Here is a 25,687-nt window from a genome sequence, read left to right as displayed (position 1 = left end):
AAATTCCTTTTGCCGCAAGCTACTGCGGAGTTCAATGGCTTACTCGACCTAGGCGGTATGAATACTATATCAAAAAGACCTTCAGGCAGTGCCGAAGCATCTGACTTGGCCGACGCCGTTCCACCACCTCAACGATTCAATCCAGTTGCTGCGTTCTGCATGACGTTCTGCAAAAGGTGGGCCTGACCAAGCACGTACCCTAGCTGAACCACTTCACCGGATTGAAACCGCGAGCATGTAGCTACAGGCAGGTGGTTGCATAAACCAACGTCCCACCACAGCGTGCTGCTATGGTGGGACGTTGGTTATTTCGAAGGGTTGAAGTGCCAGTGCTACCTAGTAATCGGTACGGCTTTCGTGTTGCTCCCAGGCCTGAAAGCCGGCCCTGGCTTCGTCGCGCAGCAGTTCTACCATTGGGATATGGCGGCCGGCCAACGGTTTTTCCAGTTCTTCATAAATAAACTGGTCGTCGAAGCCAATGGCGGCAGCATCCTGCTTGGTATTGCCATAAAAAACCCGGCGGGGGCGGGCCCAGTAGATAGCACCCAGGCACATAGGGCAGGGCTCACAGCTGGTATACAAGTCGCAATCATCCAGCTGAAACGTGTTGAGCTCGGCGCACGCCTTCCGAATGGCATCTACCTCGGCGTGGCAGGTGGGGTCGTTGGTGCTGGTTACTTGGTTGAAGCCGCGCGCAATGATGTGGCCATCTTTCACAATTACGGCACCGAATGGCCCACCATAGCCCGCCTGCATTTTCTCAATAGACAGGCGGATAGCTTCACGCATAAACTCAGGATTAGGTGCTTCCATAAACGGGGGTAGGCTGAAACGCGGAAAAAATACCGGCCACAGAAATGGCCAAAAAACTGCGCAAAATACGGCTTTAGGCGCTAGCAGCCGACCTGCACGCTTGGTACGCGGCCGGCACTTACTCTAAGCGCCGCTACTGCCGCCAACCTTTCTAAAATATTTATGACCTCGTGCAACCTTTCATCACCCAATTAGACTCTATATTGTGTAGACACTATAGAGCCTATTCTTCGCTAGGCATATTCCAACTTGGAAAGGAGAAATCTGGCCCGATAGTTGATTTGTGAAAAGCGAAAGAATAGTTTTTTAGGTGTTTTGGTTGTGGAAAAGGGGACTGCCGTTGGCAGTCCTTTTTTTGCTTGTAGCGAGTGAGTTAGCTTGGTATGCGAGCTGCCGGGCTCAGCTGAGGTTACACAACCACATGCAACTCGTAGATGTCCGTTGCAGTGCCATGCTCTGAGGCGCTAGCCTTGCGGAAGGCTCCAACCCGGCTGGGGCCGTAGCCAAGGTTTACCTTGATCCATTCGTCGCGGACCGGTAGCATCTCAATTATTTCAGCGCGCAGCCGCGCCAGGTCCGTGCGCAGGTCGTCTAAGGTGCTACTCACTTCCTCCAGTTCCTGGGGGTAGCTGCCGCTAGCAGAGCGTTGTTCGAATTCAGGGGTAGCGGTTGGCGGCTGGTGCGTGAGGTTGGTTGCTTCAATTTCGGCCGTTTGCAGCTCCTTTTCAGCGCGCAGATAGGCCTGTAGTTTATCTTCCAAGGGCAGAAGAGCGGGGTCAAGATAGTTGAGGTTGCTGGCCATAAGGCAGGGGAGAAGGTGAGGGATATGGTGGGGTTCAGAACGCAGAAATATCCCGAAAGGATACGAGAACGCCGTTTTCGGTTGATGAGGTAATCAGGCCTAGTCGAGTGAGGCAATGGGTTTGGGCCGGTTGCGCTGGCATTTCTCGCCGCAGTACTTTACCTCGTCCCAGGTGTTGCGCCACTTTTTGCGGTACTCAAACGGGCGGCCGCAGGTAAGGCACGTTTTGGTAGGTAAGTTGCCTTTTACCAAGCGCTTCGATGAAATAGGAGCTGACATGAGATGTACAGAAAATCAAGGATATAACGCGGAGAGCCGGCGGAAGTTAGCCCCGCGCGGCACCTGACCCCGGCCCGCGCCGTATCTTTGGGGCTATGTCGCACTCTGCTTCTTCTGCCCCCGATACGTTGGGCCAAGCCCTGCTGGCCTATCAGCACGGCCACCTCAGTGCCACGCTGGCCGTGCACAGCTCCGTTTCTGACGAGGAGGTACTGCCCGCCGCCTATTTCTTCCGCTCGCTTTGGGAAATGCCGGAGATGGAGCGCACCGCCCTGGAAGAGTGCCGCGGCCGCGTGCTCGATTTGGGTGCTGGCGCCGGCTGCCATGCCCTGGAGCTCCAGCAGCGCGGGTTTTCCGTGAAAGCCGTTGATATTTCGCTGGGCGCCGTGGAAGTAATGCAGCAGCGCGGCGTGCGCGAGGTAGCCCGCCATGATATTTTCGATGCGGCCCTCACCCACGGCGACAAGTTCGACACCATCCTGATGCTGATGAACGGCATTGGCCTGACCGGCACGCTGAGCGGGCTGGAGCGCTTTCTGGAGCACGCCAAAACACTGCTTGCGCCCAACGGCCAGATTCTGGCTACTTCCTCCGACATCAGCTACCTCTACGAGGACGAAGATGGCGCCCTGGTGTTCGACCTCAACGGCCCGTACTATGGTGAGGTGGAATACACCATGAACTACGCCAACGAAACCGGCGCTGCCTTCCGCTGGATTTTCACTGACCCCACCTTGCTGCAGGATTACGCCGAAGCCGCTGGCTACGAGGTTGAATTTCTGGAGGAAGACGACCAGCAACAATACCTGGTACGCCTCACGTTGCGCTAGTTTGCGGCCCTAACGCACCTAGTACGCTAGCTTCGGGCTAGCCCCTTTCTTGCCTGAAACCCTTCTGCTTCTATAATGTCATCTGCTTTCGAAAGAACCTACACCGTACGGTGGGCTGATATGGATCCTAACGGCCATATGCGCCACTCCGCCTACGCCGATTACGCCGCCCAGCACCGCATTGAATACTTGGCTCAGCACGGCTACACGCTGCAGCGCTTCGCCCAGCTAGCCATCGGACCTATTCTGTTCCGGGAGGATACGCGCTATTTAAAGGAACTGCACATCAATGAAGCGTTGCGCGTGACCGGAGAGCTCACGGGCCTGAGCGAAGATGGCTCGCGCTGGAACATCATCCACACACTCTACAAGCCCGATGGCCGCCCCGCCGCCACGGTAGCCGTGGAAGGCGCTTGGTTGGATCTGCGCGCACGCAAGCTGCTGGTGCCACCCACCGAAATCACGGCCCTCATGCAAGGCCTTCCCCGCCACCAGTCCTACGCCGATATCATTCGGAATCAGGGCGCCTAACGGTAGCCTGCTCAATTGCAAAAAAGCCCACCTGGCGGTATGCTCAGGTGGGCTTTTTCATTATTTGATGGCTTTGGCAATTCGCTCCACTTGCTTCTGGTGGTGTAACACGTGGTCCAGCATGAAGTCGAGGGTTTGATGAATAGTGAGCATGCCAGAACGGGGGTGTTTGAAAATGGCCCTATTCAATAGCGGCCCGGGAAACTCATTCAGTAAGCGTTCCAGCCGCCGCCGCACCGCTTCCCATTCAGCGCGCAGTTCTGGTAGCGGCGGCACCTGCTCAGGTGTAAGTTTTGCTAGGTAGGCCGGCGCCTTAAACCGGGTAAAAGGCAACCGCAGCATCAGGCGCAGCAGCCGTGATTTTAGGAACGCGCCAACCCCCGATTTTGCTAGCCCTTCCGCTTGCAGCAACTTCTTTTCCAGGTACTGCCCAATGCCGGTTTCAGAAACCACCAAATGCTGCACTACCTGCACTGCCGACCACTGGCCCGGCCCCGGCGACTGGGACGCCTTGCTGCCCAGCGCTTCAACAGATTGCAGCAGGTGGTTGGTGGCACTTTCAAGTTGCTCGAAACGCAGGTGTAAGCGGTGATTCATGCAGGAGAGAAGAAGGGTAGGTTGGGGCAAAAGGTACGTAAAATATACCGTCGCCAGGTTAGTGGCTGCGCAGGGCCTAGCTACCTAAACCATGCCAACCCGGCCAAAGCCCCAGCAACAGCAGTGCACCAAAAAGCCCCGCCTCAACTGAGGCGGGGCTTTTTGGTGCACTGCTAGGCAGTACTTATTTGTTAACGTACAGCACTTCCTTCACGGCCTTCACGGTGCGCTCTACGTTCGGTAGGGCGGCATCAATGAGGGTAGGAGCGTAGGGCAGCGGCACGTCCATGTTCGTGATGCGCAGCACGGGAGCATCGAGGTAGTCGAAGGCGCGGCGCTGCACCATGTACGACAGCTCGGAGCTGATGCTAGCCAGCGGCCACGCTTCCTCTACCACCACCATACGGTTGGTTTTCTTTACTGATTCTACTAGGGTGTCGTAGTCGATAGGCCGTACGGAACGCAGGTCAATTACCTCGGCGCTGATGCCTTCTTTGGCTAGCTCATCGGCGGCGGCCAGGGCTACCTTCATCATTTTGCCGAAGCTCACGATGGTAACGTTTTCGCCGGGGCGCACCACGTTGGCTTTGCCAATTGGAATCAAATACTCTTCCTCGGGTACCTCGCCTTTGTCGCCGTACATCAGCTCCGACTCCATGAAGATAACCGGGTCAGCGTCGCGGATGGCGCTTTTCAACAGGCCTTTGGCATCGTAGGGGGTAGAAGGAACTACCACTTTCAGGCCGGGCGTGTTAGCGTACCAGTTCTCAAAGTTCTGGGAGTGCTGCGAGGACAGCATACCGGCGTTGCCGGTGGGGCCGCGGAACACAATGGGGCAGGTGTACTGTCCGCCCGACATCGACATGATTTTGGCTGCCGAGTTAATCACCTGGTCAATAGCCACCAACGAGAAGTTGAAGGTCATGAACTCGATGATGGGCTTGAGGCCGTTGATGGCCGCTCCCACACCGATACCGGCGAAGCCCAGCTCAGCAATGGGCGTGTCAATCACGCGCTCCGGGCCGAATTCGTCGAGCATGCCCTGGCTTACTTTGTAGGCGCCGTTGTATTCGGCAACTTCTTCGCCCATCAGAAATACGCTCGCGTCGCGACGCATTTCCTCAGACATGGCTTCACGCAGGGCTTCCCGGAATTGGATGGTCCGCATAATCGGTAGGAAAGTCAAAAAAGACGGTTCAGAAACAAAAAGCCGGCACGAGTCCGGCCCGTAAAGCTACGACGACTAGCCGGGAAGGACAAACGGTGAACTTGTGAAGTGGTGAGTTTGTGGGTTTGATGTTTGGCAGGCACAGAGTATGAACGTAGTGATATCATAACATCAAACTCGCAATTTCACTACTTCACTATTTCACCTCTTACCGCAGCGCTTCCAAGAAAGCTTTACCCTTAGCAAAATCCCGGTACTCCAAGTCCTCAACGGCGCGGTTGGCGTAGGTGCGGTCTAACTGCACGGCGCGGCGCAGGTGCATAGCCATAGCCGATTCGTTTTGCTGGCGGGCGGCTACTACGGCTAGGCAGTAATACAGCAGCGGGTCTTGGGGGCGCAGCGCAATGGCTTCGGCATAGATGTTGGCGGCGCCCTGATAATTGCCCTTCAGCACATAGATGAGGGCCCGGTTCATGATGTTTTGATAGGTTTTTCCGCTGTAGCTGAGGCTTTGCAGAGCATCATCGAGCTGGCCCACTTCAATTTCCAGAGCAGCTTTATCAGAGAATACTTTGCTCAGCACGGGCCGCGGGCCGCCCAGCTTAATGGCATAGTCGTAGTTCTGAAGGGCTTCTAGTTTGTCGCCGGCGCGGTGGTAGGCACTGCCGGTGCGGTAGAACAGCTCGGCGGTTGGGTTGCGGTGGGCAGCTAGCGTAAAGTTGACAGCGGCCCGGCGCTGATAGGCACGCTGCACTTTGGGGTTTACTTCTTTCTCCGAACGCTGCAACAGCACTACCGCCAGATTGTGGTAAGCCTGCCACAGGCCCGTGGTAGCCACCGAGGTTTCATAAATGCGCTGCTTTTCGGCTAGCAACGGCGTGAGGCTGGCGGAGTAGCGCAGCTCCTCAGGCGTCAGGGCATCGGCCTCCGTCTGCTTTTCTACAATCTTTTTCGAGAGCAGGTAGATTTCTGAGTCGTAGCGTTTGGGAGCGGTGTAGCGCACAGCCACGGTGCCAAAGCGCATCACCGGATAGATGTATTGCTCGATGTAATCATAGAAGCTCAGGTTCTGTAGGCTCTTCTCCTTCGTGGCATAGGAGCCCGCGGTATCGTTGATGAGCAGAACTACTGAATCAATCTGGGCCGGTTTAAGGGCCGACTGCTGCACCTTATTTAGGAACATGTCCCAGCGGCGGTGGTACGCTTCCGTCTCAAAATCAATCTGGCTGACTTTGTTGAGGTAAGAATCCGTATCGACGCGCTTTTTGTAGTAGTTGAGCAGGGCGCGCACCCGCTTATCGGACAGGCGCGGATCAACTCGGTCCAGTGAGTCGGGGGAGTGGCCGGCCGCAATCATTACCTTTTCGGTGTGCTGGTTGGCCTCAATGAAATCTTCTAGCGCCGCTACGTTGGTGCCCAGGTAGTTGCGAATTTCGGCTTTGCCGGCATCAAAGAAAAACGGCATCACGCGGGTGCCACTCATGTTGTTATCGGCAGTTTCCGGGATGAGCGTGATGGCCGTATCCTGGCGCACTACCAGCCGGCTGGTGGTTACGATGCCGCGGGCCAGCTTAATTTCCTTGCCTTTCACGCGCTTGCCGTTGGGCTTGGTTTCGCGGGCATCGGGCAGGGCAATCAGCTCGCCGGGGCTTTTTAGCGGGGAGTACGCAAACGAAAACTGCTTCCGGATAACGAGCTGATTCTTTTTCTCTTCGTCGTACACATACTCGCCCGAGATGAACGTCAGGCGTCCCACTGTGTCTTCGCGCAGGCCATTATTGTAGCGGTAGCTCAGGCCCAGGTTGTAGGCGGCCCCTTTGCGCAAGTGGCTGGCGGATACTTTGGCCGTTACCTCGAATAATACGTTTTCGCCATTGCTTTCCAGCACCGTGGGCTGCACGGTGAGCTCCTGCCCGGTCTGCGCATTTTTCAGTACTTTAGATAGGGGCGAGCAGGCTGGCAGAAAACCAGCAGCCAGCAATACAGCCACTCGCGGCAACGGACGCAACAACGACATTCTCATAGGCTAGGAGCAGGGGTGGCGCGAAATTCAGACATCAAACGAAAAAAGGTAGCTGATAGACGTATCTTGCAGAAGGCTTCTCGCGTAAGTGCTTGACACAGGCCAAGAATCATTGTATTTTACTCTGGGTTAGCCGCCGTTGGCGACCGGAAAAGCAGAAGGTATGAAACGACTAACCGACTTTATCGAAAAGCAAAGCTTTGGGGTGTGCAACTCCATCGGCAATCGGGTGGGCTTCTCAACCAGCAGCGTCCGTTTGTCTTTTGTGTATGCATCATTTTTCACCTTTGGCTCGCCCATTGTGCTGTATTTCGCGCTGGCATTCTGGATGAATGTGCGCCGGGCCATGCGCCGGCAGCGCAGCACGGTTTGGGACTTGTAGAGGCCTAGTACTTTCCTGATTTACGCAGCTTTTCTGAAAAGCCCGCTCAGCCGAAACGCCGATGCGGGCTTTTTTACTGCTTGGTTGGGTTAAATCACTAGGCCTTTTCCTCACGTAAGCCGACGCGGCTGCAGTTCAGAAAACCGGCGCCGCTCTTGCCCGAAATACGCCCACACCAAACTGCCCTGATACAAGCCCTTGCGCTCAGCATGGCGCAGGTGGGGCGGAAACTTCCGGCGCTGGGCGCGCCAGTAATCCAGTTGCTTCACAAAATCCCAGTGCGCCCGCAAAATAGCCTGGCAGTCGGCGGTGGCACCTTGCATAAGCAGGCGCAGCGCCGCTACCCAGTCTAGTGCAACCCGCGAAATCATGACGCCCGAAAGCTCAGCCGAATGGGTGTTTTTGAACACCAGCGCTAGGCCGTTGCGGAAGTTAAGGTAGGTTTTGTGCGGATTCGATTTGTGCAACGTGCCGCCGCCCACGTGGAAAACGGTACTGCTGCCATGGTACCAGACCTCGTAGCCGACATTCTGGAGGCGCCAGCACAAGTCAATTTCTTCCATGTGCGCAAAAAACCGGGCCTCTAGGCCGCCCAACTGGTGCCAGGCTGAGGCCCGGACCAGCATGCAGGCGCCCGTCGCCCAGGCCACTTGGCGGGCGTCGTCGTACTGGCCGGTGTCGGCCTCCAGGGTCTCGAAGAGTCGGCCGCGGCAGAAAGGGTAGCCCAGTTGATCGAGGTAGCCGCCGCCGGCGCCCGCATACTCAAACTGCTGCCGCTGCTCTGCTACCTCACTGTACTGCCTGATTTTAGGCTGACAGGCAGCCGCGGCCGGCCGGCTTTCCAGTAGCTCGCGCTGCGGCCGGAGCCAGCCTGGCGTCACTTCTACATCTGAGTTGAGAAGCACGTAGTACCGGAATTCCGGGCCCACCTGTTGCAGCGCCTGGTTGTAGCCTTCGCAAAAGCCCAGGTTACCACTGTTCTGGATGACCTGTACCTGCGGAAATTTCCGCGCCAGCAGCGCCACCGAATCATCGGTTGAGGCGTTATCGGCTACGAACACCGCGGCCCCCTCGGAATGAGCCAGCACACTCGGCAGAAACTTTTGCAGAAAGCTCTGGCCATTCCAATTCAGGATTACGACCGCCACATCGGAGCAGGAACCGCCAACTTCGCTAGGGTTACTAGAGGCCAAAACCGCCAAGATCGAGGCCCGGAATGTTGGGGATGAGGCCAGCCGTTTTGTTTTTCATTTCCTCTTTAGCTTTCTCGCCGGCTTCGTCCATTACCTTATTTACAGCGGCCACCACCAAGTCAGCCAGCATGTCGCGGTCCTGGGGTTGGAGCAGGCTCTCATCGATTTCCAGCTTAAGCAAGCGGCGCTGCCCATTGGCTGTAGCGCGCACCAAGCCGCCGCCCGACTCGGCCGTAGCGGTAATGTATTGCAGTTGATCCTGGGCTTGCTTCACTTTATCCTGAAGCTCTTTCATCTTGCCCATCATGCCCATCATATCAAACATAGGAGTGCGTAGTTAAAGGGTGGAATAGGTGGCGAAGATAGTATGCCTCCGCCAGAACCGGCACGGCACTTGGCCGGCCGTGGCTACCTAGGCGGCTTTAGCGGATAATCGTGACGGTGCCGTTTTGCACGAGCCGCTTGCCGGTTTGGTCGGTGGTCTCGAAACGCCAGATGTAGGCGCCGGGCACGGGCGCCGCCGAGCCAATGCGGCCGTCCCAGGTTTGAGCGCGAGAAGTAGCCTGAAAAACCTGCTGACCATTCCGATCAATGATGGTGAAGCGAAAGGTATCGAGGTAGCGGCCTTTCAGCTCCAGCACGTCGTTTAGTCCATCGGCGTTGGGTGTGAAGGCCGTGGGCACATAGAGTTTCACTTGGCGGGCTACTGATGCGATGTTGGAGTAGCTGGGCGCCGGCAAACCCGCCGCACTAGCCTCAATGCGGTACCGAACCACCTGCTGCTCCTGGGGCGGCTGCACATCCAGATACGTCAGGCCTGGGCCCACTGGCCGGCTGCTGAGCACCGCGTTGGTAGGAGACAGCGTGATGACCCTGTACGTTACGCCAGCAGTGGCATCGGGGCTGCTGAAAGCCGTCCAGTTCAGGCGAATGGTGGTTCCATCATCGTTGGCGGCCGTGGCTTCCAGCAGCACCGGACACACGGGCGCGCTTTCGGCGGATTGGTTGCCGCACGCATCCAGAAAACGAACCGTGTAGCAGACCGGATCAATGAGGGAAAAGGCCAGCAGCGAAGAGTCCTGCACGGTGCGTTGAGGGGTAACCCGCAACTCGGTGCCGTTGCGCAGGTAGGTAAGCTGCCCGGCGGTGGGGTTACGCGGTACGGTGGCCGTGAGGGCTACCTGGTTGCGCAGCGTAAAAGAGGCAAAAATGCGCGGCGCCGGCGGGGCTAACGTTGAACTGGTGGTAACTGCTACCTCATTGGACGTGGAAGTAATGTTGCCCATCGTGAGCGAGAGGCGGTAGCGGTAGGTAGTGCCACACGCCACAGTTGTGTCTTCGTACTGACTAGCCCCCGGCGGCACCTGAAGCTGCGTGGTATTCTGGCCATCGGTGCGGCTGAGGATATAGGAGCCGGTGCCGGTACTATTCCAGCGCAGTTGGTTGCGCCCGTTCTGGGAAGCTCCGGCGAGGGCAATAGTGCACACCGCAGAGGAGGCAGGGTATTGGTTGGCTGAGGTTTGACAGGCATCCTGGGGTAGCAGGCGGTAGCAGCCTGGCAGCGGGGCGTTGCTGAGCGTGAAGGAGGTAGTGCTGCTCGGGATGGGAGCCACGGTGCGGTAGCCCGCGGGTGCGGCAGCATCGGCAACCTGCAACACGTAGCGGTACTCGGCCTGCAGATTGCTAAACCTAAAGTCAATGGCGGTGCCCTGAACGGTAAGCGTGTTCAGGCTAGGGCGCTGCGGCCGCGGGGGCAGCGTAAACGGACGCGTGCTGCCGCCGCTGCACAAGGTGGCATCCGTGTAGCGAGCCGTGACGGTTACAGAGTTTACGGTGTTAGTAGAGTACAGCTTCGGTACGCCGCGCAGGGCTGGCTGCGGGGCATCCGTCCCGACTTGTACAAAATACTGATCGTAGTTCGTATCGGTAACCGTAACCTCCACCAAATCAGGAGAGCAGGTTGTCAGGGTAAAGGTAGGCTCAGGCGTTTCCCGAACGGTATAGAGCTGTCCCAATATAACGCCTTGGCTGCTGGTTCCCTGGGTGTTCTGGGTGATAACCAACGAGCCCGGCGTAGTGGGTGTGAAGGTGGTGGCGGTATCCCGGAAGCTGGAGCAGATGATGGAGGAGCCGGTTTGGTAGTAAATCTGGGCGGGGTTGAGGTTTTTGCCGCTACAATCGCGCAGCCGCACGGCCCGACCCACGCACAGCGTAGCGGGCAGCTCCTGTTTCGTGATGGCGTCAAATACTTTAAAGCAGGCTCCTGAATTGGGCGTGTTGCTGCATTGGGCCTGCACCTGGGGGCTTGCCGCCAGCAAGGCCACCACCTGAACCAGCAAAAGTAGCAGTAGTCGTTTCACTGTTCCCATAACGAGGACGGTGCAGATTACGTCTGCCCGCGAAACCAAAGTAGCAGGTTTTACCGCGTAAAAAACGCTTTGCCACTGCCCGGGCCCTAGTATTTCATGCCGAAGCAGTGGCAGCTACCACCTCTTACTGCCACTCATAGCTGCGGACGAAGGCGGCAGAGGCGTGCAAATCAGGATACAACACCCGGTCTTGCGACACGAACGGGACTTTTTCGCGGAAGGCGGCTACCACCTGCTCCAGCGCCTCGGAGGTGCGGGTAGGGTGGCGGAACGCCAGAGCCTGTGTCGCATTCAGCAATTCAATGCCTAGTAGCTGCTCTACGTTTTCCACCACGCGGCGGGCTTTGGTGGCCGCGTTGGCGCCCATGCTCACGTGGTCTTCCTGGCCGTTACTGCTCACCACACTATCCACGGAAGCAGGAGTGCACAGCTGCTTGTTCTGACTGACAATACCGGCGGCGGTGTACTGCGGAATCATCAGGCCCGAGTTCAGGCCGGGCTCTGCTACCAGGAACGGCGGCAGGCCCCGTTGCCCACTGATGAGCTGGGTGGTGCGTTGATGCGAAATACTACCTACCTCGGCCGTGGCAATGGCTAGCATATCGAGGGCCAGGGCGAGAGGCTGCCCATGGAAGTTGCCGCCGCTCAGGATTGCATCGTCGTCGGGGAAGATGTTGGGGTTGTCGGTGACGGCGTTGCACTCGGTTTCTACTACCTGCTGCACATAAGCCAAGGCATCTCGGGAGGCACCGTGTACCTGTGGCATGCACCGGAACGAGTACGGGTCCTGCACGGCGGCTTTCGGCTGCTGCTGCAGTTCACTACCCTCCAGCAGCGCCCGAACCCGCTGGGCCACCGCAAGCTGCCCCGCGTGCGGCCGAATCCGGTGCAGGCGCTCATCAAAGGGCTCCCGCAGGCCATCAAACGCTTCCAGGGAAAGCGCCCCGATGACATCAGCAGCGGCCAGCAGGCGTCGGGTGCGCAGCAGGCAATGCACGGCATACGCCAGCATAAACTGCGTGCCATTCAATAGCGCCAGTCCTTCCTTGGCTTCCAGCACCAGCGGCTCCCAGCTAAATAGGCTCATCGCATCAGCGGCGGCCAGCCGGTACCCTTCATAGTTTACTTCGCCCAAGCCCAGCAGCGGCAAGCACAAGTGCGCCAACGGAGCCAAGTCGCCGCTGGCACCCAGGGAGCCCTGCTGGTACACCACGGGCAGCATGCCACGGTTATAGAAATCGAGGAGGCGCTGCACGGTTTTCACCTGCACGCCACTGTGCCCGTAGCTGAGGCTCTGCGCTTTCAGCAGCAGCATCAGGCGCACCAGATCAGCGGGTACTTCCTCGCCGGTGCCGCAGGCGTGCGACATCATCAGGTTGATTTGCAGCTGCTGCCGCTGCTCACTAGGTATGGCTTGGTTGCAAAGTGCCCCAAATCCGGTGTTAATGCCGTAAATGGCCGCATCAGGAGTCCGTGCCAGGCGCTCCTGCAGGTACTCGTGGCACTGGGCAATGCGCTGGCTGGCCTCCTCACTTAGCACCACCCGCGTTCGGGAGCGCAGTAAATGGTCGAGGGTAGCTAAATCGAGGAGAGAGGAAGGGGTGAGGGCGAAATCCGGGTGCGACATGCGGGTGGGAGCGGGAGATGGCGGAAGGCCAAAAATGCCACTTTTCCCGGTAGCGCCCTAACCCGGTTCCCGCAAGGTGTTGAGTTCGTGCTCAGGAATAGGCTTCGGTTTCGCGCTGTAGCTTTCTGTCTACTAGGCCAGGAATCCACTCAAACCACCCATCTGGTTTGATAGAAATGGATTGAGTGATCGTAGGCAAGTAGTTACTAGATGCTTGTTCCTAGTAAACTGTCTTGCGAAACCAATGACTGTGGTGCCTACTTCCGTCAGCAGCCCGGGCTATTCCTTCGGCCGCGCGTTGTCGGAGGTAAGGTCTACGATGGAGCTGCTGCCGGCTTCCCGCAACACCCAGTTGCCGGGCTGGCCCAGCCACTCCAGGCCGCCTTCCTCGTTAATCTGGTTAGCAAAATCCAGGGAGCACACATCCAGGCTCTCCGTCTCGACGCGGTTTACGCGCAAATGCTCCACGTACTGCAATGTCAGCTTGCCGGTATCAATCAGGCGTGGGTGCAGGGCCAGGTTATGGGCCGGCGACGGCATAGCTGCCGAAGGATACAGCAACCCATCAAACGCAGTGCCCAACTCACACGCTTCGGCTACTGCCGCAGAAAGCCGGTAATGGTGCGAATTCTGGTCGGAAACGGCTTTTGTAAAAATGCGCGTCAGAAACGCTGCTACTAGCCGTGCTGGCTCGGGCAAGTGTGCTAGGGCCTGCCCCAGCGCCACGTTACGGTCGGCGTGCGGGTCGTCGGTGCACTGGTTGGGCTCATAAAAACTTACCAGTCGGAGGGGTGCCCGCGTAATCCAGCGGCTAATGACAATCTGGTCGTTGGGCTGCACACCGGCCTCAAAAAAAGGCGGATGCCACGTGGCGCTGGCGTAAAACATGGCCTGCCCCGCACGGTTCGCCCGCTGGTCGTACTGCACGCGCTCCGCCGGCGGATACGACACATCCATCCAATGGGTAGGCCGGGCACCGGTAACACCCCGATACAGCACCACGCCGGCTGGCAGCTCAATGCAGCGCACCGGATGCCCGGCTAATAGCCGGCGCACGCGGGCTCGGAGTAATGAAATGGAATGACGCCGGAGGTTGAGGTGACGTAGGGCGGCGAGTTGCCGCCGCACACTCGCCCCGGTGTCGGGCAAGGAAGCGAGGGGAGCCGGCATAAGAAAAAATGGAAACAAAAAGCCTGTCCCGCTTCCTCTTACCATCCGGCAGAGGGGTAGTGAGAGGAAGCAAGACAGGGGAGAATACTGAGCAAAAGCGGCCAGGCGCCTTTAAGCCTGAGCCAGGGCTAGTAGCCTGAGGTACTAGGGTACGCCCGGCGCGAAGCCGAACGCTTGATATAAGGCTGGTTATCAGAAGAATTACGTCGGCTACGTAGCCAATAAATACCGGCCGCCAGCGCAACCCCGGCGCCTGCTATCCACAGCGGAGCGCTGGATGAGCGAGCGGCGGCCGGTACATGAACTACGCCGGTAGCATCGGCGGTGGCAGGGTGGCCTACGTAGCGCCCTTGGGCTGGCACAGCCAGCTCCTCGAAGCGGTTGGAAAGCTCCTGAAGCTGTTCTTCCAGCACGTCGCCGCGCATCGGGATGCCATGGCCGGTGGCGGCAATAGCGGGCTTTAGCGCGGCCAGGCCTTCTACCGATTGCCGGGCCTGCACCCAATCGGGGGTGAAATAAGCGGGCGGGCCGTGTACTTCCTGCTGCTGGGTAAACGTCGCCATTCCGGATTCAGCCTTCACGGTTACGAAGGCGTCGCCGGCTATTAGCAGCCGGTCTTCATCCCGGAAAAACGAAACGTGACCCGGCGTGTGGCCTGGCGTAGCAATCCAGCGCCAGCCCGGCAACCCTGGCACCGAGCCATCGGCGGGTAAGGGCTGCACTCTGGAGCCTAAATCAAGCGGGGCTTTCGGATACAGAAACGACATGGCTGCCATGGCTCCGCCGCCAACGGTTGGGTCGGGGGGCGGATAAGAGGAAAGGCCCGTCAGGTACGGAAGCTCCAGGGTATGAGCAAACACGGGCACGCCGGGCCACTGCTTCAGCAGATGCGGCAGCGCCCCCACGTGGTCGAAGTGGCCGTGCGTGAGCAGAATGGCCACGGGTGCGTTGCCGGCACCGAAAAGATAATCGGCTTGGCGCTGCACCTTTTTGCCGGAGCCGGGCAGGCCCGCATCCACCAACACCCAGGAGGCAGTAGGCATGGTTTGTTCGCGGATGTAGTACAGATTGGCAAAAACATCGCGGAGTCCCCAAATGCCCGGAACTACCGGAAACAGCGCCGGGGTAGTGGCGCGGTTGGTGCCCAAAGCAGGCTCAGTTTGAGTTGATGGCATGGAAAGGAAGATAAGTTGCTGGAAAACAGAGGGCGCTACCATGGTCACTAGCCCCTACGAACCGCTAAACCCCTGCCTGAAGCGCAAAGCCAATGGCAAGAGTAGCAGCTACTAGGTAGTGTTGGGTGCGCAACCGCCTAAGGGGGCCTCTGGTAATGGCTGGCGGTTAGTTGGTAGTGCTGCCCGAGCCGCCAGTGGTAGAGGCCGTGGTGCTGGAACCACTGGTAGAAGCTGTGGAGCCCCCAATGGAGCCGCCCGTAGAGCCGCCGGCAGTGGTGCTACCTGGTGTGGAGTTGCTGGTGGTGGAACCGGCGGAAGCACCAGTGCCTTGGGTGGAGGAATTCATACCCGACGAGTCAGTTGACATGTCAGTGCTGCCGTTGATATCGACGCTGCCGTTGGCGTCCATGTCGCCGCTGCTGGACTCAGTTGAGCTGGTAGAATCGGCTTGCTTGCCGGAGTTGCTGCCGCAGGAGCTTAGCGTTAAAGCAGAGCCTAGTAGGGCCACAGCCAAAAACTTGAAAGTTGATTGATGCATGAGTAGGAAAGGAAAATGGAACAAAAACAAGCAAGGCCCAAGCTAAATCCTTGGAAGTGGGCTGTAATCAGGCTGCCTGCCAAGAAGCGCTGCTCCTGGCTTATCAGAAGCAGCATACGCGTGTAAGCGCAGATTGCTTTACGCAGATAGTATTCTGATAATCAGAAGTATCATGAAAAACTTCTACGGATTTTAAAGCAAATGGGTCCGTAGAAATACGGAAGAGTGGCGTAACGCTGTCCGTACGGGCACTCGGTTAGGCATATATGCGAGGCTGAATGGGTAGGGTATACTGCTCACCGCTTGCCAGCAAGTGTAGCCGAATATCACGCAGGGTGAATGGGGTATTCGGCGCTATTTCATGGATATTGGTAGAGCTGCAACTGCGCGCATCAAGCACGATAACAAGTCCGCTGCCCAGCACTTCTAGTTCCTTGCCTTCCGTAACCAGCACGGCCGTATCTTCTTCAAGTCCCATGCCCACACACGCCGGATTGGTAGCCAGAATCTGGGCCATGCGTACAATGCGGCCCCGCGCCACAAAGTGGGTATCCACGGCTACATCATGCAGAAACTCTAGGCCCGTCGTAATATGGATTTCGCCTTTCAGGAAACCGGCGTCGTCGCGGCCCTGATAAATCATGGGGGTGCTCATAGCCGTAGCGCCCGCGCTGGTACCGGCTATAATAAATTTCTGGAACGAGTAGAGCTCGTGCAGGCGATGCTGGAGTAGGGTGCCTCCCAGCAGGGTAGTAAGCCGGAGTTGGTCGCCACCGGTGAAGAGTACACCACCGGCCTTATCTAGTACCTCCAGGATAGCCTCGTCATTGGCCTCTTTCCGCTCCCGAATATCGAGAACCTTTACGGCTGGCCCACCTATTTTTTTGAAGGCATCGATGTAGTCCTGGCTGGCTTCTTCCGGAATAGAGGAAGCCGTTGGAATGACTACTAGGTGCCCCTGCGAGCCAATCTCTTCAGCTAAGCGGCGCAGAATTGCTTCAGGAGCAAAATTCAGGTTTCGCGAAGCTTCGAGGTCATTATCGGCTGCGTCGCCCTTGTGTTCGTGGCCCCCTATAAGTAGCAGTTTGCCCTGGGGAACGGGGCAGCTGGCCGCTGGGGATTTGGTAGATTTTTTGGAATTCGCCATGGGGTAGGTGAGCAAGAGCAAGCATCCAAAAACGCCCGCTCAAAGCGGGCGTTTGTTGGGAACAAAACCAGAAAACAGACTTATTCGGCTTTGGCGTTGATGTAATTTTTGGCCAGGTTATTCAACTTGGTATCGGTGTTCTGCTCTTCGTTTAGCGTTTGGCGCAGCAGAGCAGCCGCCTCCGTGTGGCCCAGGCGTTCGGCGTAGTGAGCCGCCGTACCGTAGCCCGAAATTTCGTAGTGCTCAATGCGCTGAGCGGCGGCAATCAGGGCGGCGTCCATTACCTCATCAGTAGCTCTTTCCGACATAGTTTCCTGACCTTCCGCAATCAGTCCTTTCATAGCTTTGCAGGTATGGCCACTCAGGTCGAGGTCCATCATTTTACCGATTTTCTCCAGCCGCTCCACCTGGTTTTCGGTTTCACGCAAGTGAGTTTCAAAGCCCTGGCGCAGGCGTCCATCCTTAGCCGAGCTAGCCATCATGGGCATGGCCTTTACTAGTTGAGTTTCGGCGCTGTACAGGTCTTTGAGCTGCATTTCAAACAGATCATCGAGGGTTTCCAGTTTGTCGAACATAGGAGTAAGAATAGGTAGAGTGGAAATGTCATCAGTCCGATTGACTGACTGTCTGTGCATACGGCAGGGGGTAGGAAGTGTTAATGTTCAGGTTGGAGCTAACCCCGATTCCTAATAGTGAAAAATATGCGTCAATGCATTGATAATCAATAGTGAATATATTTAAGGCTGAGCTTAGTTTAAACGAAAAATGCGTGAAGCACGAAGGATAATATCCGTGCTTCACGCATGTGGTTCGCGCCCGAAAGCGGAGTACTACTTATTGGCCTAGTTCTGCCAATACGGCTTCTAGTGTGAGGGTGCTTTCGTGGCCCGTTGCCAAATTTTTGAGCTTAAACTGGCCGGCAGCGCGCTCCTCTGAGCCTTGCAGCAGCACGTACGGAATGCCCTTCTGGTCGGCGTACTGAAACTGCTTTTTGAGCTTGCCTGCTTCCGGATACAGCTCGCTGGCAACGCCAGCCTCGCGCAGCTGGCGCAGCACCGGCAGCACCGCGGCTTCGCTTTCGGCATCGAAGTTGGCGAGTAGGCAGCGGGTAGTGGTGGCTACAGCTTCCGGAAACAGCGCCAATTCTTCCAGACAGTCATACAGCCGATCCACGCCAAAGGAAAACCCTACCCCCGAAACGCCCGGCAACCCAAAGGCGCCCGTGAGGTTATCGTAGCGGCCGCCGCCACTCACGCTGCCCATGTTCACGTTGTTGATCTTTATTTCGAAGATGCAACCGGTGTAGTAGCTCAGGCCTCGGGCCAGCGTTACATCAAACTCCAGGTTCTGCCACTTCTCGAAGCCAAAGCTGCGCAGGTAGTTCAGCACCTGCTTCAGATCTTGCAGGCCTTTGTAGCCGTCGGCATTATCAGGCTCCACAGCAGCCGTGGCAAAGGCCGCGAGCAGGCGCTCCAGCTTCTCCTCAAAGTCGCCGCCTACCCCTAGCAAATCAAACAACCGCTCAATGGCGCTTGGCGAGAAGCCCCGGCCGGCCAACTCTTTCTCCACGCCCTCGCGGCCAATTTTATCGAGCTTATCAATGGCCGTAAACAAGTCCGTTTCGGTACCTTCACCGCCCAGCGCCTGATAGAAAGCGCCCAGCACGCGCCGGTGGTTTATCTTGATGGTGTGCTCTGTGAGGCCTAGGCTGGTAAGCACCTCCGACATCATCAGCACAATTTCTGCCTCACACAGCAAGGAGTCGGTGCCTACTACGTCGGCATCGCACTGGTAAAACTCGCGGTAGCGGCCACGCTGGGGGCGGTCGGCGCGCCACACCGGCTGAATTTGGTAGCGCTTGAACGGGAATACCAGCGTATTGCGGTTCATAACCACGTAGCGCGCGAACGGCACCGTGAGGTCGTAGCGCAGGCCCTTTTCGGCTATTTTGGGCAGGATGCGCTTGCTCCGGTTATCGGCCGTTAAATCATCGGGGGTAACATCTTTGGCAAAATCGCCGGAGTTCAGCACTTTAAACAGCAGCTGGTCGCCTTCCTCACCGTACTTGCCCGTGAGCACCGACAGGTTTTCGAGCGTTGGTGTTTCCAAAGGCGCGTAGCCAAACTTCTCAAACACACGGCGGATTACGCCAAAAATATAGTTGCGGCGGGCCACCACGGCCGGGCCGAAGTCGCGGGTACCGCGCGGGATACTGGGCTTTTGAGCGCTCATCAGAAAAAACAGGATGCGGAAATACGGCCGTAAAATTCACGGTTTTAAACGGATTTTCCGGATTTCTACTTTTCTGCCCGTGCTGTGACCACAAGTTTACTAGGCCTGAGGTGCGCCCGAACCCCGGTAAGGCAGGTTTCGGCGGGTTATGAGCGCACCTGATTTTGGCCGGCCATGAAGTCAATTTCCTGCATAGCATCCAGCAAGGAAGGTACTAGCAGGGGCTGCGATGCCACATCCAGAAACAGAAAATGATGTTGGGCTGGCTGGGGTACGTGGCACAAAATCAGGCGCCGGCCCTGGTTGTGCAGCAGAAAAGCATACGCCAGCAGCAAGTCAATAGCTTCTTCAGAAAGCTCATCAATCAGGCTAAGGTCAATTAATACTGCCGCCTTGTCGCTTCGGCTGGCCCGATGCAGGGCCCGAGTCAACTTAATCTCATCCTTAGAAGTGCCATCGGGGGAAACTATCAGCATAAAGCCGTTAGTCAGAATTTCACGATGAACATCCAGCATGCGTACGATGCGATTAAGAAGTATACAGTAACCGATAGTCATACTGAGAAACCGAGGAAAATGGTTGCATCAAAATGGTATTATTGGACTTAGATAAGTGAATTCATGCGTAAACTCCAAGAAAACAAAGAGATATTCTGATAAGCGCTACCCTCTGTCTGTGAGCAAACCTATCTATCAACTGATGAGGCGCTAACGCAAGCTCAGCCGTAGTGCGCTAGTATGCGAAACGCTACGGCTGAGCTTGTTTAGTAATGTGTCTATTTGGGTTGTACTGAAAAGCAAAGTAGGAGACAACCTAGAATACACAAAAAAGAGGGCCAGGAGTATCCTGGCCCTCTTCTGATCGGAAGCTTGCGACAGCACCTTACTTCTGAATAGTGATGCGGCGGGTTTCTACCTTACCATTGGTGAGCAGCCGGCAGATGTAGAAGCCACTAGGTAAGTCCTGAGGCTTAAACTGTACGTGCTGCTCTTCACCGGCGGCCACTACGCCATCAAAAAGTTTGGCTACCTGCCGGCCCATGCCATCAAACACCAGTACCTGTGCCTTGCCAGCCTTCTCGGTCCGGAAATGAACCGTGCCTTGGTCAGTGAGTGGGTTAGGGTACACCTCCAGCAGGTTGCTAGGGGGAGTGAGGGTAGCGGACGAAGGCGTGGTAGTAGGCTGCGTGAGGAGCGTAGACTGCGCGGTAGCTTTCACGGTAGTGGTGCAAGTAGTGTTACCGCTGCGTACCGAGAGGTTGCCGCCATTCAGCAGTACTTCTTGGAGTGAGCTGCTTCCGCTGGCCGAAAATACCAGCGTGCCCCCGGCGCCTTGGGTGCCGCGCCATATCTCAATCCGGATTTTATCAACGCCCGCACCTGGCTCTCCGTTATCCGCCATCGATACCAGCAGGTTCAGGTTGCCTTCGATGTTTGTGCCGAGGGTAGCGTTATTCAGGTTTGCTTTGCAGGTGAAGGTGGCTTTCTGGGAGCACGGGTTGCTGGCATCAACGGCCAATGAGCCTAAAGCAGTGGCCTTAAACTGGTACATGGTGCCATTGGTACTCCGGAGCATAAGGTTAAGGTAGCCCTGGGTGTTTTTAACCGATTTATTCCATTTGATATTGAACCCGAAATTCACTTTCCGGGTGGCATCTATTCCCTTTTCGAAGTAGGCCACTTTTGAGGAAACATTGCCGCCGCCGGTTATAAAGTCTTGCGAGGGCTTGGCAATGTTGATGTTATCCAGCTCCGGCTCGCTCGTGTAAAAGCCCTTTACTCGGGTTTCAATGGTATACACCTCGCCGGTTTCATTACCAATGTTGAAGGTGTATTCTTTCTGGGCAACCCCCACCAAGGTGTTGCCCGTTGTCATCAGTTGCACCGGAACGTCAGAGAGTGTGGCAACAAAAGCATCGGTAGCGGTTTTCTTGATGATGAAGTCAACCTTGGCATTTTTAATGTCGCCACCGTCCAGGTCTGCTGTGGCTGGTATCCAGGAAGCTACATCCTGAATTTGGGCCCGGAGCACAACAGTGGCTGTGCTAGAGGTTGTGCCGCCTGTGCTCACAAATTGTGCTCCTATGTATTCGGCCTTGGCGTTTTCGGGGGTTACCGTGAGTGTTCCTGCCTTAAAGGTGATAGTGTAGTTAGAGGAAGTGAGGCCAGTGGGCTCAATGGAGTACACACCTGGGCCACTTAGCATAGCTCGGTTGGCAGCCAAAGAAGCCGTGCTGGTAAAGCTGAGCGTACCTGCCAAGCTGGCTAGGGTCTCGGAGTTCACAAAGTCCTCGCTGCTTACTGTATAGGCCGGTACTAGGTCGCTGTACTGCACCGACTGTATACTGTTGGCCGTAATCGTCATAGCCTTGGGAGTCACCGTCAGGTTGCCATAACGGCTGATGACGGTGTAGTTGCCCAGGCGGTTTTGCGGGTCGCGGAGGGTGGCGCTGATGGCATATGGCCCGCCAGTAACAGTAGCCGTTGCGTCGGCGCCCGCGCTGGCAAAGCTGGCAATGCTCAGGTTATCAGCCGCAATGTTGCCACTCAGCCGGCCAGTGAAATCAGCCAGCGCGAAGGCGCTTCCGTAGGGCTTGCTCTTGCTATCGGTGATTACCTCCAGATTGGCTTTGTTAATGTGCAGCACACCCGTGGCAGAGCCGGCGTAGTTGTTGTTTACTAGGGTGGCTACCACCTGATACCCTCCGGTTTTTACATCGGTAGGCGCGGTGGATGTTCCATCGTAGGTGTAGGTAAAGGTGCTCGTGCCGGTTGCGCCGGTTACCTGGGCTAGTGCGTTACGGAGCGTGCCGTTGTAAGTCTGGTTTAATGATGCCTCGTTAAACGCTACAGTAGCCGTTGCTTTGCTGAGTAGGATGCTCACGGAGCCACTTTGGTTGTGGTAGTTCCTGCCGCCATTGAACGTCCAGATTGCGGTGCCGCCCGGCACAGCAGTGAACTGCTCGCCTAGGTCGAGCATGCTACCAAGTGAGGTGCCATTAATGCCCGTAGCCGTTCCCGAAGCACCGTGTGGGTTGCCATCATAAGTGCCAGTATAGCCGCTCACCTGTACGTTGGCAACGGCCTTGTCTACCGTAATGAATACTTCTTTTGTAATGGGCCCGGTGTAGTTAGCAGCGTCAGTGGGGGAGAAGCTCACGGTCAGCTTCTGATCTGGGCCGGCTTCCAGTAAGGTGCCGGCGGCTGGGGTATAGGTGAACGAACCGTCTACTTCTCCGGCGGAAGCATTCAGCTGATTGTTGCCTAGGAGCGTGCCGTACACCAGGTTTGCCGGGGTCGTCCAGCTGAGTACAGGAGTTGCCCGCTCCACATGGATAGTAGCGGTGGCAGTGCTTTTTTTGTAATTGGTGGCATCCGTGGGGGTAAACGTTACGGAAAGCTCATGCGTGCCTGCCGGTAATTTGGTGCCCGCCGCCGGCAAATACGTGAAGGTGCCCTCTACCGAAGCCGAAGCGTTCAGCTGCGTTTCCGAAAGTAAGGCCCCGTAGATGATAGCCGCTGGGTTGTTCCAGGTGATGACGGGTTGCGCCTTGTTTACGGTCAGGGAAGTAGCGGCATCGGCGGCACTCGTGAAGTTGGTGTCTCCTGAGTAGGAGTAGGTGATGGTGTAGGCCGCAGTGTTAGCTGGCAGCGAAGCGGTGTTAAAAGTGAGGCTAAACGACCCGTCAGCTGCCAGCAGCGCCTGCACAGAAACGCTGTTAATAGCAACCGACACTGACCCAGTTGGCGCTAGGCCGTTCTTGCTCAGCTTCCCCGACAGGCTGATGGAGGCATCCCCGTAGGTGATACTCTGACTGGCGCTTAAATCAGTAAAAATGGGAGCAAGCTGCTCGATAGTAAGCGTAGCTTGTTCGCTGGCCAAATCCGTGCCGCTTGAGTTTACCAGCTTGTAGTTGGGGTTAGTAAGCGTAGCCGCCACCTGATATGAACCGGCAGTGCTCGGCGCACTGGAAGCACCATTATAGGTCAATTCTACTCCCTCTATGCCCGCAGGCGTGGAGGTGGCCGTTACCAGTTTAGGCTGTCCATCATAAGCCACCGTTAGGCCAGACAAGGCAATGGTAGCAGGCGCTTTGCTGAGGGTAAGTGTACCGTTTCTGTATAAAATGGAATAGTTATCTAGGCCCGTTCCAGTAGCGAGGGTAGGCACGATGGCATAAATTGGGCCCGGTGCGCTTACTGTAGCGGTAGCGGCGGCTCCCACGCTGGTAAGCGTCACTGATTCAACTTTATCATTGGGTATAAGCCCTGTTACTTCCACCTCACTTCCTAAAAAGCTAAGTTCCTCACCATATATTTTGCTGGCGTCCCTGGCCCTGATTTCCAGCTGGGCCTTGGTCACGGTAAGTTTCCCGGCAGCATAGCTGATATCGTAGTTTTCCAGGCCACTTCCTGTTGCTGCACTAGGTGTAATAGGGTATTCTGAGCCCGCTGTGGTAGCTGCCGCAGTTGCCAGGGCGCCCGGGCTTTCCAGCGCCACGGCCGAAATAGTGTTGCCATTCACCAGTGCTCCGGCTGTTACTGAAAACGCGGTGGTACCCAGGTCGAGGGAAGTGCCGTAGGGTTTGCTTTGTGGGGTGGCCGTGATGGTTATTGCCTTCTGGGCAATGGTAAAGGCCGCTGTTTGGGTTGAGATGTTGTAATTGCCTAGTACTGCTTCAGGGCTGAGCGCTGCGCTAATGGTGTAGCTACCATTGGCGTCCTCACCGGGCGTGCGAGTGAACGTGGCGGTTACCTTGTCAGCGGGCAGAAAACCAGAAAGCTCGCCGGTTAATGCTGGCTCAGAGTCACCATATGTTTTGCCATTTGCATCGGCTCTAACAAAGGCGTCTTTCGGGTTGATTGTGAAGTCTGCTGGCTGGAATGCTAGGTCGTAATTAGCATTCAAAGCAACAGTGCCCTGATTGATAGGATAACTGCCCACGCTACCCCCCGGAGTCCGGCTAAGCTCCCCCGTAAAGCTGTCGCCTTGCACCAAACTTCCGTTCGTTACTTGGTACGTAAGGGGCGGTTCCACATCACCATAGGTCATGCCCTTGGCATCAGCCGTAATGGTAATGGGGCGGGTTGTTATAGTAAGTATGCCTGTTGTGGCATAGGAAATTGTATAGTTGGACAAACCAGTTCCTACGGCAGCGCTTGGAGTTATGGTATAGTTTCCGACAGCGGCTGAAGATGAAGCTCCGCTACTAGCCAGAGTGATACTCGTAACAGAGTTACCATTAACTAGGCCGTTAGTAGTAAAGTCTGTTTGCACGTTGGTGACTCCTAACGCCAGGGCCTCTCCGTAAACTTTAGTCTGGGCAGTAGCGGTAACTACAAGCGAAGCAGGTGTAATGCTCAGATTCCCATTAGTACTACTTACAATGTAATTGCCGAGCTTGTTATCTGGATCACTTAGCGTGGCCACAATGGGGTAGTTGCTAACTGAAGCAGAAGCCTGTGAACCTGTGCTGTTTCTTGAGACAGTTATGTTATCCCCATTCTTAAGGCCAACAAGAGTGCCTGTAAAATCAGCGTTAGTTAATATAGCGCCATATATTTTGGTGCCGTTGCTTGACGTTACCGTCAGAGGCGCCTTACTTATATTTTGACTTAACGATGCTGTGCTGTTCTCATAACCGGGACTAGCGCTTGAGCCAACAAATCTGGCTTCAATAGTATGGGGCTGAGTTCCTACTGAAAGTGAAGTAGTAGAATAGGTCTTACCTGTATTTGAATTAGCAGAAACAGGAAAGGTCTGAACTTTTATTCCATCAATATACAACTCTAAATTCCCTACTACAGTGTTGCTCTGTGCTCCTCCTCCTCCTTCTCTTGTTACGCCAAGCGTAAACCGAACTTCTTCTCCGTAAACAGCAGGGTTCTTATTTGTAGTTATAGCCGTTACTGTTTTCTGTGCGTCAGTGAATACTGTTGTTGCAACCGTATGACTTTGACTTCCAATAGCGGTTACCAAGAACTTTACTCCTAGGTGTCGTTCTTCTATAGCATAATCAATTTGCCAATTGCCATTTGCATCAACTGGTACATCATATATGTGGTAATCAGGGTAGTCAGGTTCCTCTTTAAACTCAACGTGTACCATCTGGTCGCCGATCCAGCCTGAACCTGTTATGTGAGCAGTTTCACCGGGTGAGTAATCGTCCTTGTCTGAACTTACAGTTTGGGCCATAGCTGCTGCGGAGCAGAACAGGCTTAGCAACAGCAGAAGCCCATAAACCTTGGCCTGGAACCAGAAGCCTGAGCGTGGTATAGGTGTGTACATAGGTGGGTAGGTGAGGTTAAAGAAAATAGAAAACACGCGGGCGCTGAGCCCGGTAAGGGACAGGACAATTCTGCAGTGGCCAAGTAAGGCTACTGGTACAGTCAAGAAATCGAGGAAGTGGAATGATATCTAATTTTACGGTAATTTATCAATAAACTTTATAACTGTTCAAATAAAAATAAATATGTTAACAACTAATATTTCAATTCATACGTAATAGACGAGCTTAGATAATTCGTTCCATCTTACGCTGAATCCTTATAGTTAAGAAGCGCTTCATGGCGTAGTTTACCTGTGATTACACACTAGCTGCAGGGTTGCTAAGAGAGTGAGACTAGGATAGTAAAAGGGCAACTTATTGCTGGTAAGATGCTTAGATCATCCGCTAAGTGAGTTGCCGTGCTTGGTGCCTAATTGCACCAGCGGCCCAATTTCCAGGGCTAAGGACTGGCTCCCTCTCCAGCCTAGTAGAACGCTTGGTAGCATTGTTGGCGCAACACTTTACGCTGGGGGCATATTTCCC

At 55.9% G+C, this 25,687-nt stretch carries 21 protein-coding genes; 3 read left to right on the top strand and 18 right to left on the bottom strand.

The genetic code is table 11. The features are described 5' to 3' along the window. Window positions 1-336 precede the first annotated feature (336 nt). From ACYVHC_RS03180 to ACYVHC_RS03170, 3 genes are all read right to left on the bottom strand, one after another. On the bottom strand, window positions 337-813 hold the full coding sequence (locus ACYVHC_RS03180; RefSeq protein WP_460612217.1) for a nucleoside deaminase: 477 nt from the start codon (window positions 811-813) through the stop codon (window positions 337-339). A 409-nt stretch (window positions 814-1,222) separates the two neighbouring features. Further along, complete coding sequence (locus ACYVHC_RS03175) at window positions 1,223-1,615, bottom strand: hypothetical protein (protein ID WP_460612216.1); 393 nt, start codon at window positions 1,613-1,615, stop codon at window positions 1,223-1,225. 99 nt (window positions 1,616-1,714) lie between these two features. Then, window positions 1,715-1,894: a DUF2256 domain-containing protein gene (locus ACYVHC_RS03170; protein WP_460612215.1), complete on the bottom strand. Its 180-nt coding sequence runs from the start codon at window positions 1,892-1,894 to the stop codon at window positions 1,715-1,717. 95 nt (window positions 1,895-1,989) lie between these two features. Here ACYVHC_RS03170 and ACYVHC_RS03165 point away from each other — a divergent pair, with 95 nt between their 5' ends. Both ACYVHC_RS03165 and ACYVHC_RS03160 read left to right on the top strand, forming a co-directional pair. Next, complete coding sequence (locus ACYVHC_RS03165; protein ID WP_460612214.1) at window positions 1,990-2,724, top strand: class I SAM-dependent methyltransferase; 735 nt, start codon at window positions 1,990-1,992, stop codon at window positions 2,722-2,724. 75 nt (window positions 2,725-2,799) lie between these two features. Further along, on the top strand, window positions 2,800-3,255 hold the full coding sequence (locus ACYVHC_RS03160; RefSeq protein WP_460612213.1) for an acyl-CoA thioesterase: 456 nt from the start codon (window positions 2,800-2,802) through the stop codon (window positions 3,253-3,255). 60 nt (window positions 3,256-3,315) lie between these two features. Here ACYVHC_RS03160 and ACYVHC_RS03155 read toward each other — a convergent pair whose 3' ends face one another. From ACYVHC_RS03155 to ACYVHC_RS03145, 3 genes are all read right to left on the bottom strand, one after another. Then, window positions 3,316-3,852 carry a DinB family protein gene (locus tag ACYVHC_RS03155; RefSeq protein WP_460612212.1) on the bottom strand — a complete coding sequence of 179 codons (537 nt, stop codon included), beginning with the start codon at window positions 3,850-3,852 and terminating at the stop codon, window positions 3,316-3,318. Between the two features lie 184 nt (window positions 3,853-4,036). Continuing rightward, the gene (locus ACYVHC_RS03150) at window positions 4,037-5,020 is read right to left on the bottom strand and encodes a pyruvate dehydrogenase complex E1 component subunit beta (protein WP_460612211.1); all 984 of its coding nucleotides are present in this window, start codon (window positions 5,018-5,020) and stop codon (window positions 4,037-4,039) included. Between the two features lie 208 nt (window positions 5,021-5,228). After that, the gene (locus ACYVHC_RS03145) at window positions 5,229-7,037 is read right to left on the bottom strand and encodes a tetratricopeptide repeat protein (protein WP_460612210.1); all 1,809 of its coding nucleotides are present in this window, start codon (window positions 7,035-7,037) and stop codon (window positions 5,229-5,231) included. A gap of 169 nt (window positions 7,038-7,206) precedes the next feature. Between ACYVHC_RS03145 and ACYVHC_RS03140 the strand changes: the two genes are divergently transcribed. After that, the gene (locus ACYVHC_RS03140; protein ID WP_460612209.1) at window positions 7,207-7,425 is read left to right on the top strand and encodes a PspC domain-containing protein; all 219 of its coding nucleotides are present in this window, start codon (window positions 7,207-7,209) and stop codon (window positions 7,423-7,425) included. A 110-nt stretch (window positions 7,426-7,535) separates the two neighbouring features. Here ACYVHC_RS03140 and ACYVHC_RS03135 read toward each other — a convergent pair whose 3' ends face one another. From ACYVHC_RS03135 to ACYVHC_RS03080, 12 genes are all read right to left on the bottom strand, one after another. Beyond that, on the bottom strand, window positions 7,536-8,573 hold the full coding sequence (locus ACYVHC_RS03135) for a glycosyltransferase family 2 protein (RefSeq protein WP_460612208.1): 1,038 nt from the start codon (window positions 8,571-8,573) through the stop codon (window positions 7,536-7,538). 34 nt (window positions 8,574-8,607) lie between these two features. Continuing rightward, window positions 8,608-8,943 carry a YbaB/EbfC family nucleoid-associated protein gene (locus ACYVHC_RS03130; protein WP_460612207.1) on the bottom strand — a complete coding sequence of 112 codons (336 nt, stop codon included), beginning with the start codon at window positions 8,941-8,943 and terminating at the stop codon, window positions 8,608-8,610. A gap of 97 nt (window positions 8,944-9,040) precedes the next feature. Continuing rightward, complete coding sequence (locus tag ACYVHC_RS03125) at window positions 9,041-10,987, bottom strand: T9SS type B sorting domain-containing protein (protein WP_460612206.1); 1,947 nt, start codon at window positions 10,985-10,987, stop codon at window positions 9,041-9,043. 124 nt (window positions 10,988-11,111) lie between these two features. After that, on the bottom strand, window positions 11,112-12,614 hold the full coding sequence (gene hutH / locus ACYVHC_RS03120; RefSeq protein ID WP_460612205.1) for an HAL/PAL/TAL family ammonia-lyase: 1,503 nt from the start codon (window positions 12,612-12,614) through the stop codon (window positions 11,112-11,114). 279 nt (window positions 12,615-12,893) lie between these two features. Next, window positions 12,894-13,784 (bottom strand): RES domain-containing protein, encoded by an 891-nt coding sequence (locus ACYVHC_RS03115; protein WP_460612204.1) that lies wholly within the window; start codon window positions 13,782-13,784, stop codon window positions 12,894-12,896. Between the two features lie 128 nt (window positions 13,785-13,912). Continuing rightward, window positions 13,913-14,959, bottom strand: coding sequence for an MBL fold metallo-hydrolase (locus ACYVHC_RS03110; protein ID WP_460612203.1), 1,047 nt, complete (start codon window positions 14,957-14,959; stop codon window positions 13,913-13,915). Window positions 14,960-15,125: 166 nt separating this feature from the next. Further along, window positions 15,126-15,497: a hypothetical protein gene (locus ACYVHC_RS03105; RefSeq protein ID WP_460612202.1), complete on the bottom strand. Its 372-nt coding sequence runs from the start codon at window positions 15,495-15,497 to the stop codon at window positions 15,126-15,128. Window positions 15,498-15,753: 256 nt separating this feature from the next. Further along, window positions 15,754-16,644, bottom strand: a complete 891-nt coding sequence (locus ACYVHC_RS03100; RefSeq protein ID WP_460612201.1) for a cyanophycinase — start codon at window positions 16,642-16,644, stop codon at window positions 15,754-15,756. 80 nt (window positions 16,645-16,724) lie between these two features. Continuing rightward, window positions 16,725-17,219 (bottom strand): YciE/YciF ferroxidase family protein, encoded by a 495-nt coding sequence (locus ACYVHC_RS03095; protein WP_460612200.1) that lies wholly within the window; start codon window positions 17,217-17,219, stop codon window positions 16,725-16,727. A 259-nt stretch (window positions 17,220-17,478) separates the two neighbouring features. Then, window positions 17,479-18,876 carry a histidine--tRNA ligase gene (gene hisS, locus ACYVHC_RS03090; protein WP_460612199.1) on the bottom strand — a complete coding sequence of 466 codons (1,398 nt, stop codon included), beginning with the start codon at window positions 18,874-18,876 and terminating at the stop codon, window positions 17,479-17,481. A gap of 146 nt (window positions 18,877-19,022) precedes the next feature. Then, complete coding sequence (locus ACYVHC_RS03085) at window positions 19,023-19,391, bottom strand: hypothetical protein (RefSeq protein WP_460612198.1); 369 nt, start codon at window positions 19,389-19,391, stop codon at window positions 19,023-19,025. Window positions 19,392-19,758: 367 nt separating this feature from the next. After that, window positions 19,759-24,984 (bottom strand): MBG domain-containing protein, encoded by a 5,226-nt coding sequence (locus ACYVHC_RS03080; protein ID WP_460613126.1) that lies wholly within the window; start codon window positions 24,982-24,984, stop codon window positions 19,759-19,761. Between the last annotated feature and the right edge of the window lie 703 nt (window positions 24,985-25,687).

The organism is Hymenobacter seoulensis (assembly GCF_054780535.1).
Note: the sequence above shows the minus strand (reverse complement) of the source record. Positions and strands in the feature narration are given on the sequence as shown.

What these genes read in the sequence shown, in the direction of transcription:
- ACYVHC_RS03145 (WP_460612210.1), bottom strand. Translation starts at nt 7,037, where the DNA reads ATGTCGTTGTTGCGTCCGTTGCCGCGAGTGGCTGTATTGCTGGCTGCT.
- ACYVHC_RS03140 (WP_460612209.1), top strand. Translation starts at nt 7,207, where the DNA reads ATGAAACGACTAACCGACTTTATCGAAAAGCAAAGCTTTGGGGTGTGC.
- hutH (WP_460612205.1), bottom strand. Translation starts at nt 12,614, where the DNA reads ATGTCGCACCCGGATTTCGCCCTCACCCCTTCCTCTCTCCTCGATTTA.
- ACYVHC_RS03150 (WP_460612211.1), bottom strand. Translation starts at nt 5,020, where the DNA reads ATGCGGACCATCCAATTCCGGGAAGCCCTGCGTGAAGCCATGTCTGAG.
- ACYVHC_RS03095 (WP_460612200.1), bottom strand. Translation starts at nt 17,219, where the DNA reads ATGTTCGACAAACTGGAAACCCTCGATGATCTGTTTGAAATGCAGCTC.
- ACYVHC_RS03105 (WP_460612202.1), bottom strand. Translation starts at nt 15,497, where the DNA reads ATGCATCAATCAACTTTCAAGTTTTTGGCTGTGGCCCTACTAGGCTCT.
- ACYVHC_RS03175 (WP_460612216.1), bottom strand. Translation starts at nt 1,615, where the DNA reads ATGGCCAGCAACCTCAACTATCTTGACCCCGCTCTTCTGCCCTTGGAA.
- ACYVHC_RS03170 (WP_460612215.1), bottom strand. Translation starts at nt 1,894, where the DNA reads ATGTCAGCTCCTATTTCATCGAAGCGCTTGGTAAAAGGCAACTTACCT.
- ACYVHC_RS03165 (WP_460612214.1), top strand. Translation starts at nt 1,990, where the DNA reads ATGTCGCACTCTGCTTCTTCTGCCCCCGATACGTTGGGCCAAGCCCTG.
- ACYVHC_RS03180 (WP_460612217.1), bottom strand. Translation starts at nt 813, where the DNA reads ATGGAAGCACCTAATCCTGAGTTTATGCGTGAAGCTATCCGCCTGTCT.
- hisS (WP_460612199.1), bottom strand. Translation starts at nt 18,876, where the DNA reads ATGAGCGCTCAAAAGCCCAGTATCCCGCGCGGTACCCGCGACTTCGGC.
- ACYVHC_RS03080 (WP_460613126.1), bottom strand. Translation starts at nt 24,984, where the DNA reads ATGGTACACGTTGAGTTTAAAGAGGAACCTGACTACCCTGATTACCAC.
- ACYVHC_RS03125 (WP_460612206.1), bottom strand. Translation starts at nt 10,987, where the DNA reads ATGGGAACAGTGAAACGACTACTGCTACTTTTGCTGGTTCAGGTGGTG.
- ACYVHC_RS03085 (WP_460612198.1), bottom strand. Translation starts at nt 19,391, where the DNA reads ATGCTGGATGTTCATCGTGAAATTCTGACTAACGGCTTTATGCTGATA.
- ACYVHC_RS03155 (WP_460612212.1), bottom strand. Translation starts at nt 3,852, where the DNA reads ATGAATCACCGCTTACACCTGCGTTTCGAGCAACTTGAAAGTGCCACC.
- ACYVHC_RS03130 (WP_460612207.1), bottom strand. Translation starts at nt 8,943, where the DNA reads ATGTTTGATATGATGGGCATGATGGGCAAGATGAAAGAGCTTCAGGAT.
- ACYVHC_RS03115 (WP_460612204.1), bottom strand. Translation starts at nt 13,784, where the DNA reads ATGCCGGCTCCCCTCGCTTCCTTGCCCGACACCGGGGCGAGTGTGCGG.
- ACYVHC_RS03100 (WP_460612201.1), bottom strand. Translation starts at nt 16,644, where the DNA reads ATGGCGAATTCCAAAAAATCTACCAAATCCCCAGCGGCCAGCTGCCCC.
- ACYVHC_RS03160 (WP_460612213.1), top strand. Translation starts at nt 2,800, where the DNA reads ATGTCATCTGCTTTCGAAAGAACCTACACCGTACGGTGGGCTGATATG.
- ACYVHC_RS03110 (WP_460612203.1), bottom strand. Translation starts at nt 14,959, where the DNA reads ATGCCATCAACTCAAACTGAGCCTGCTTTGGGCACCAACCGCGCCACT.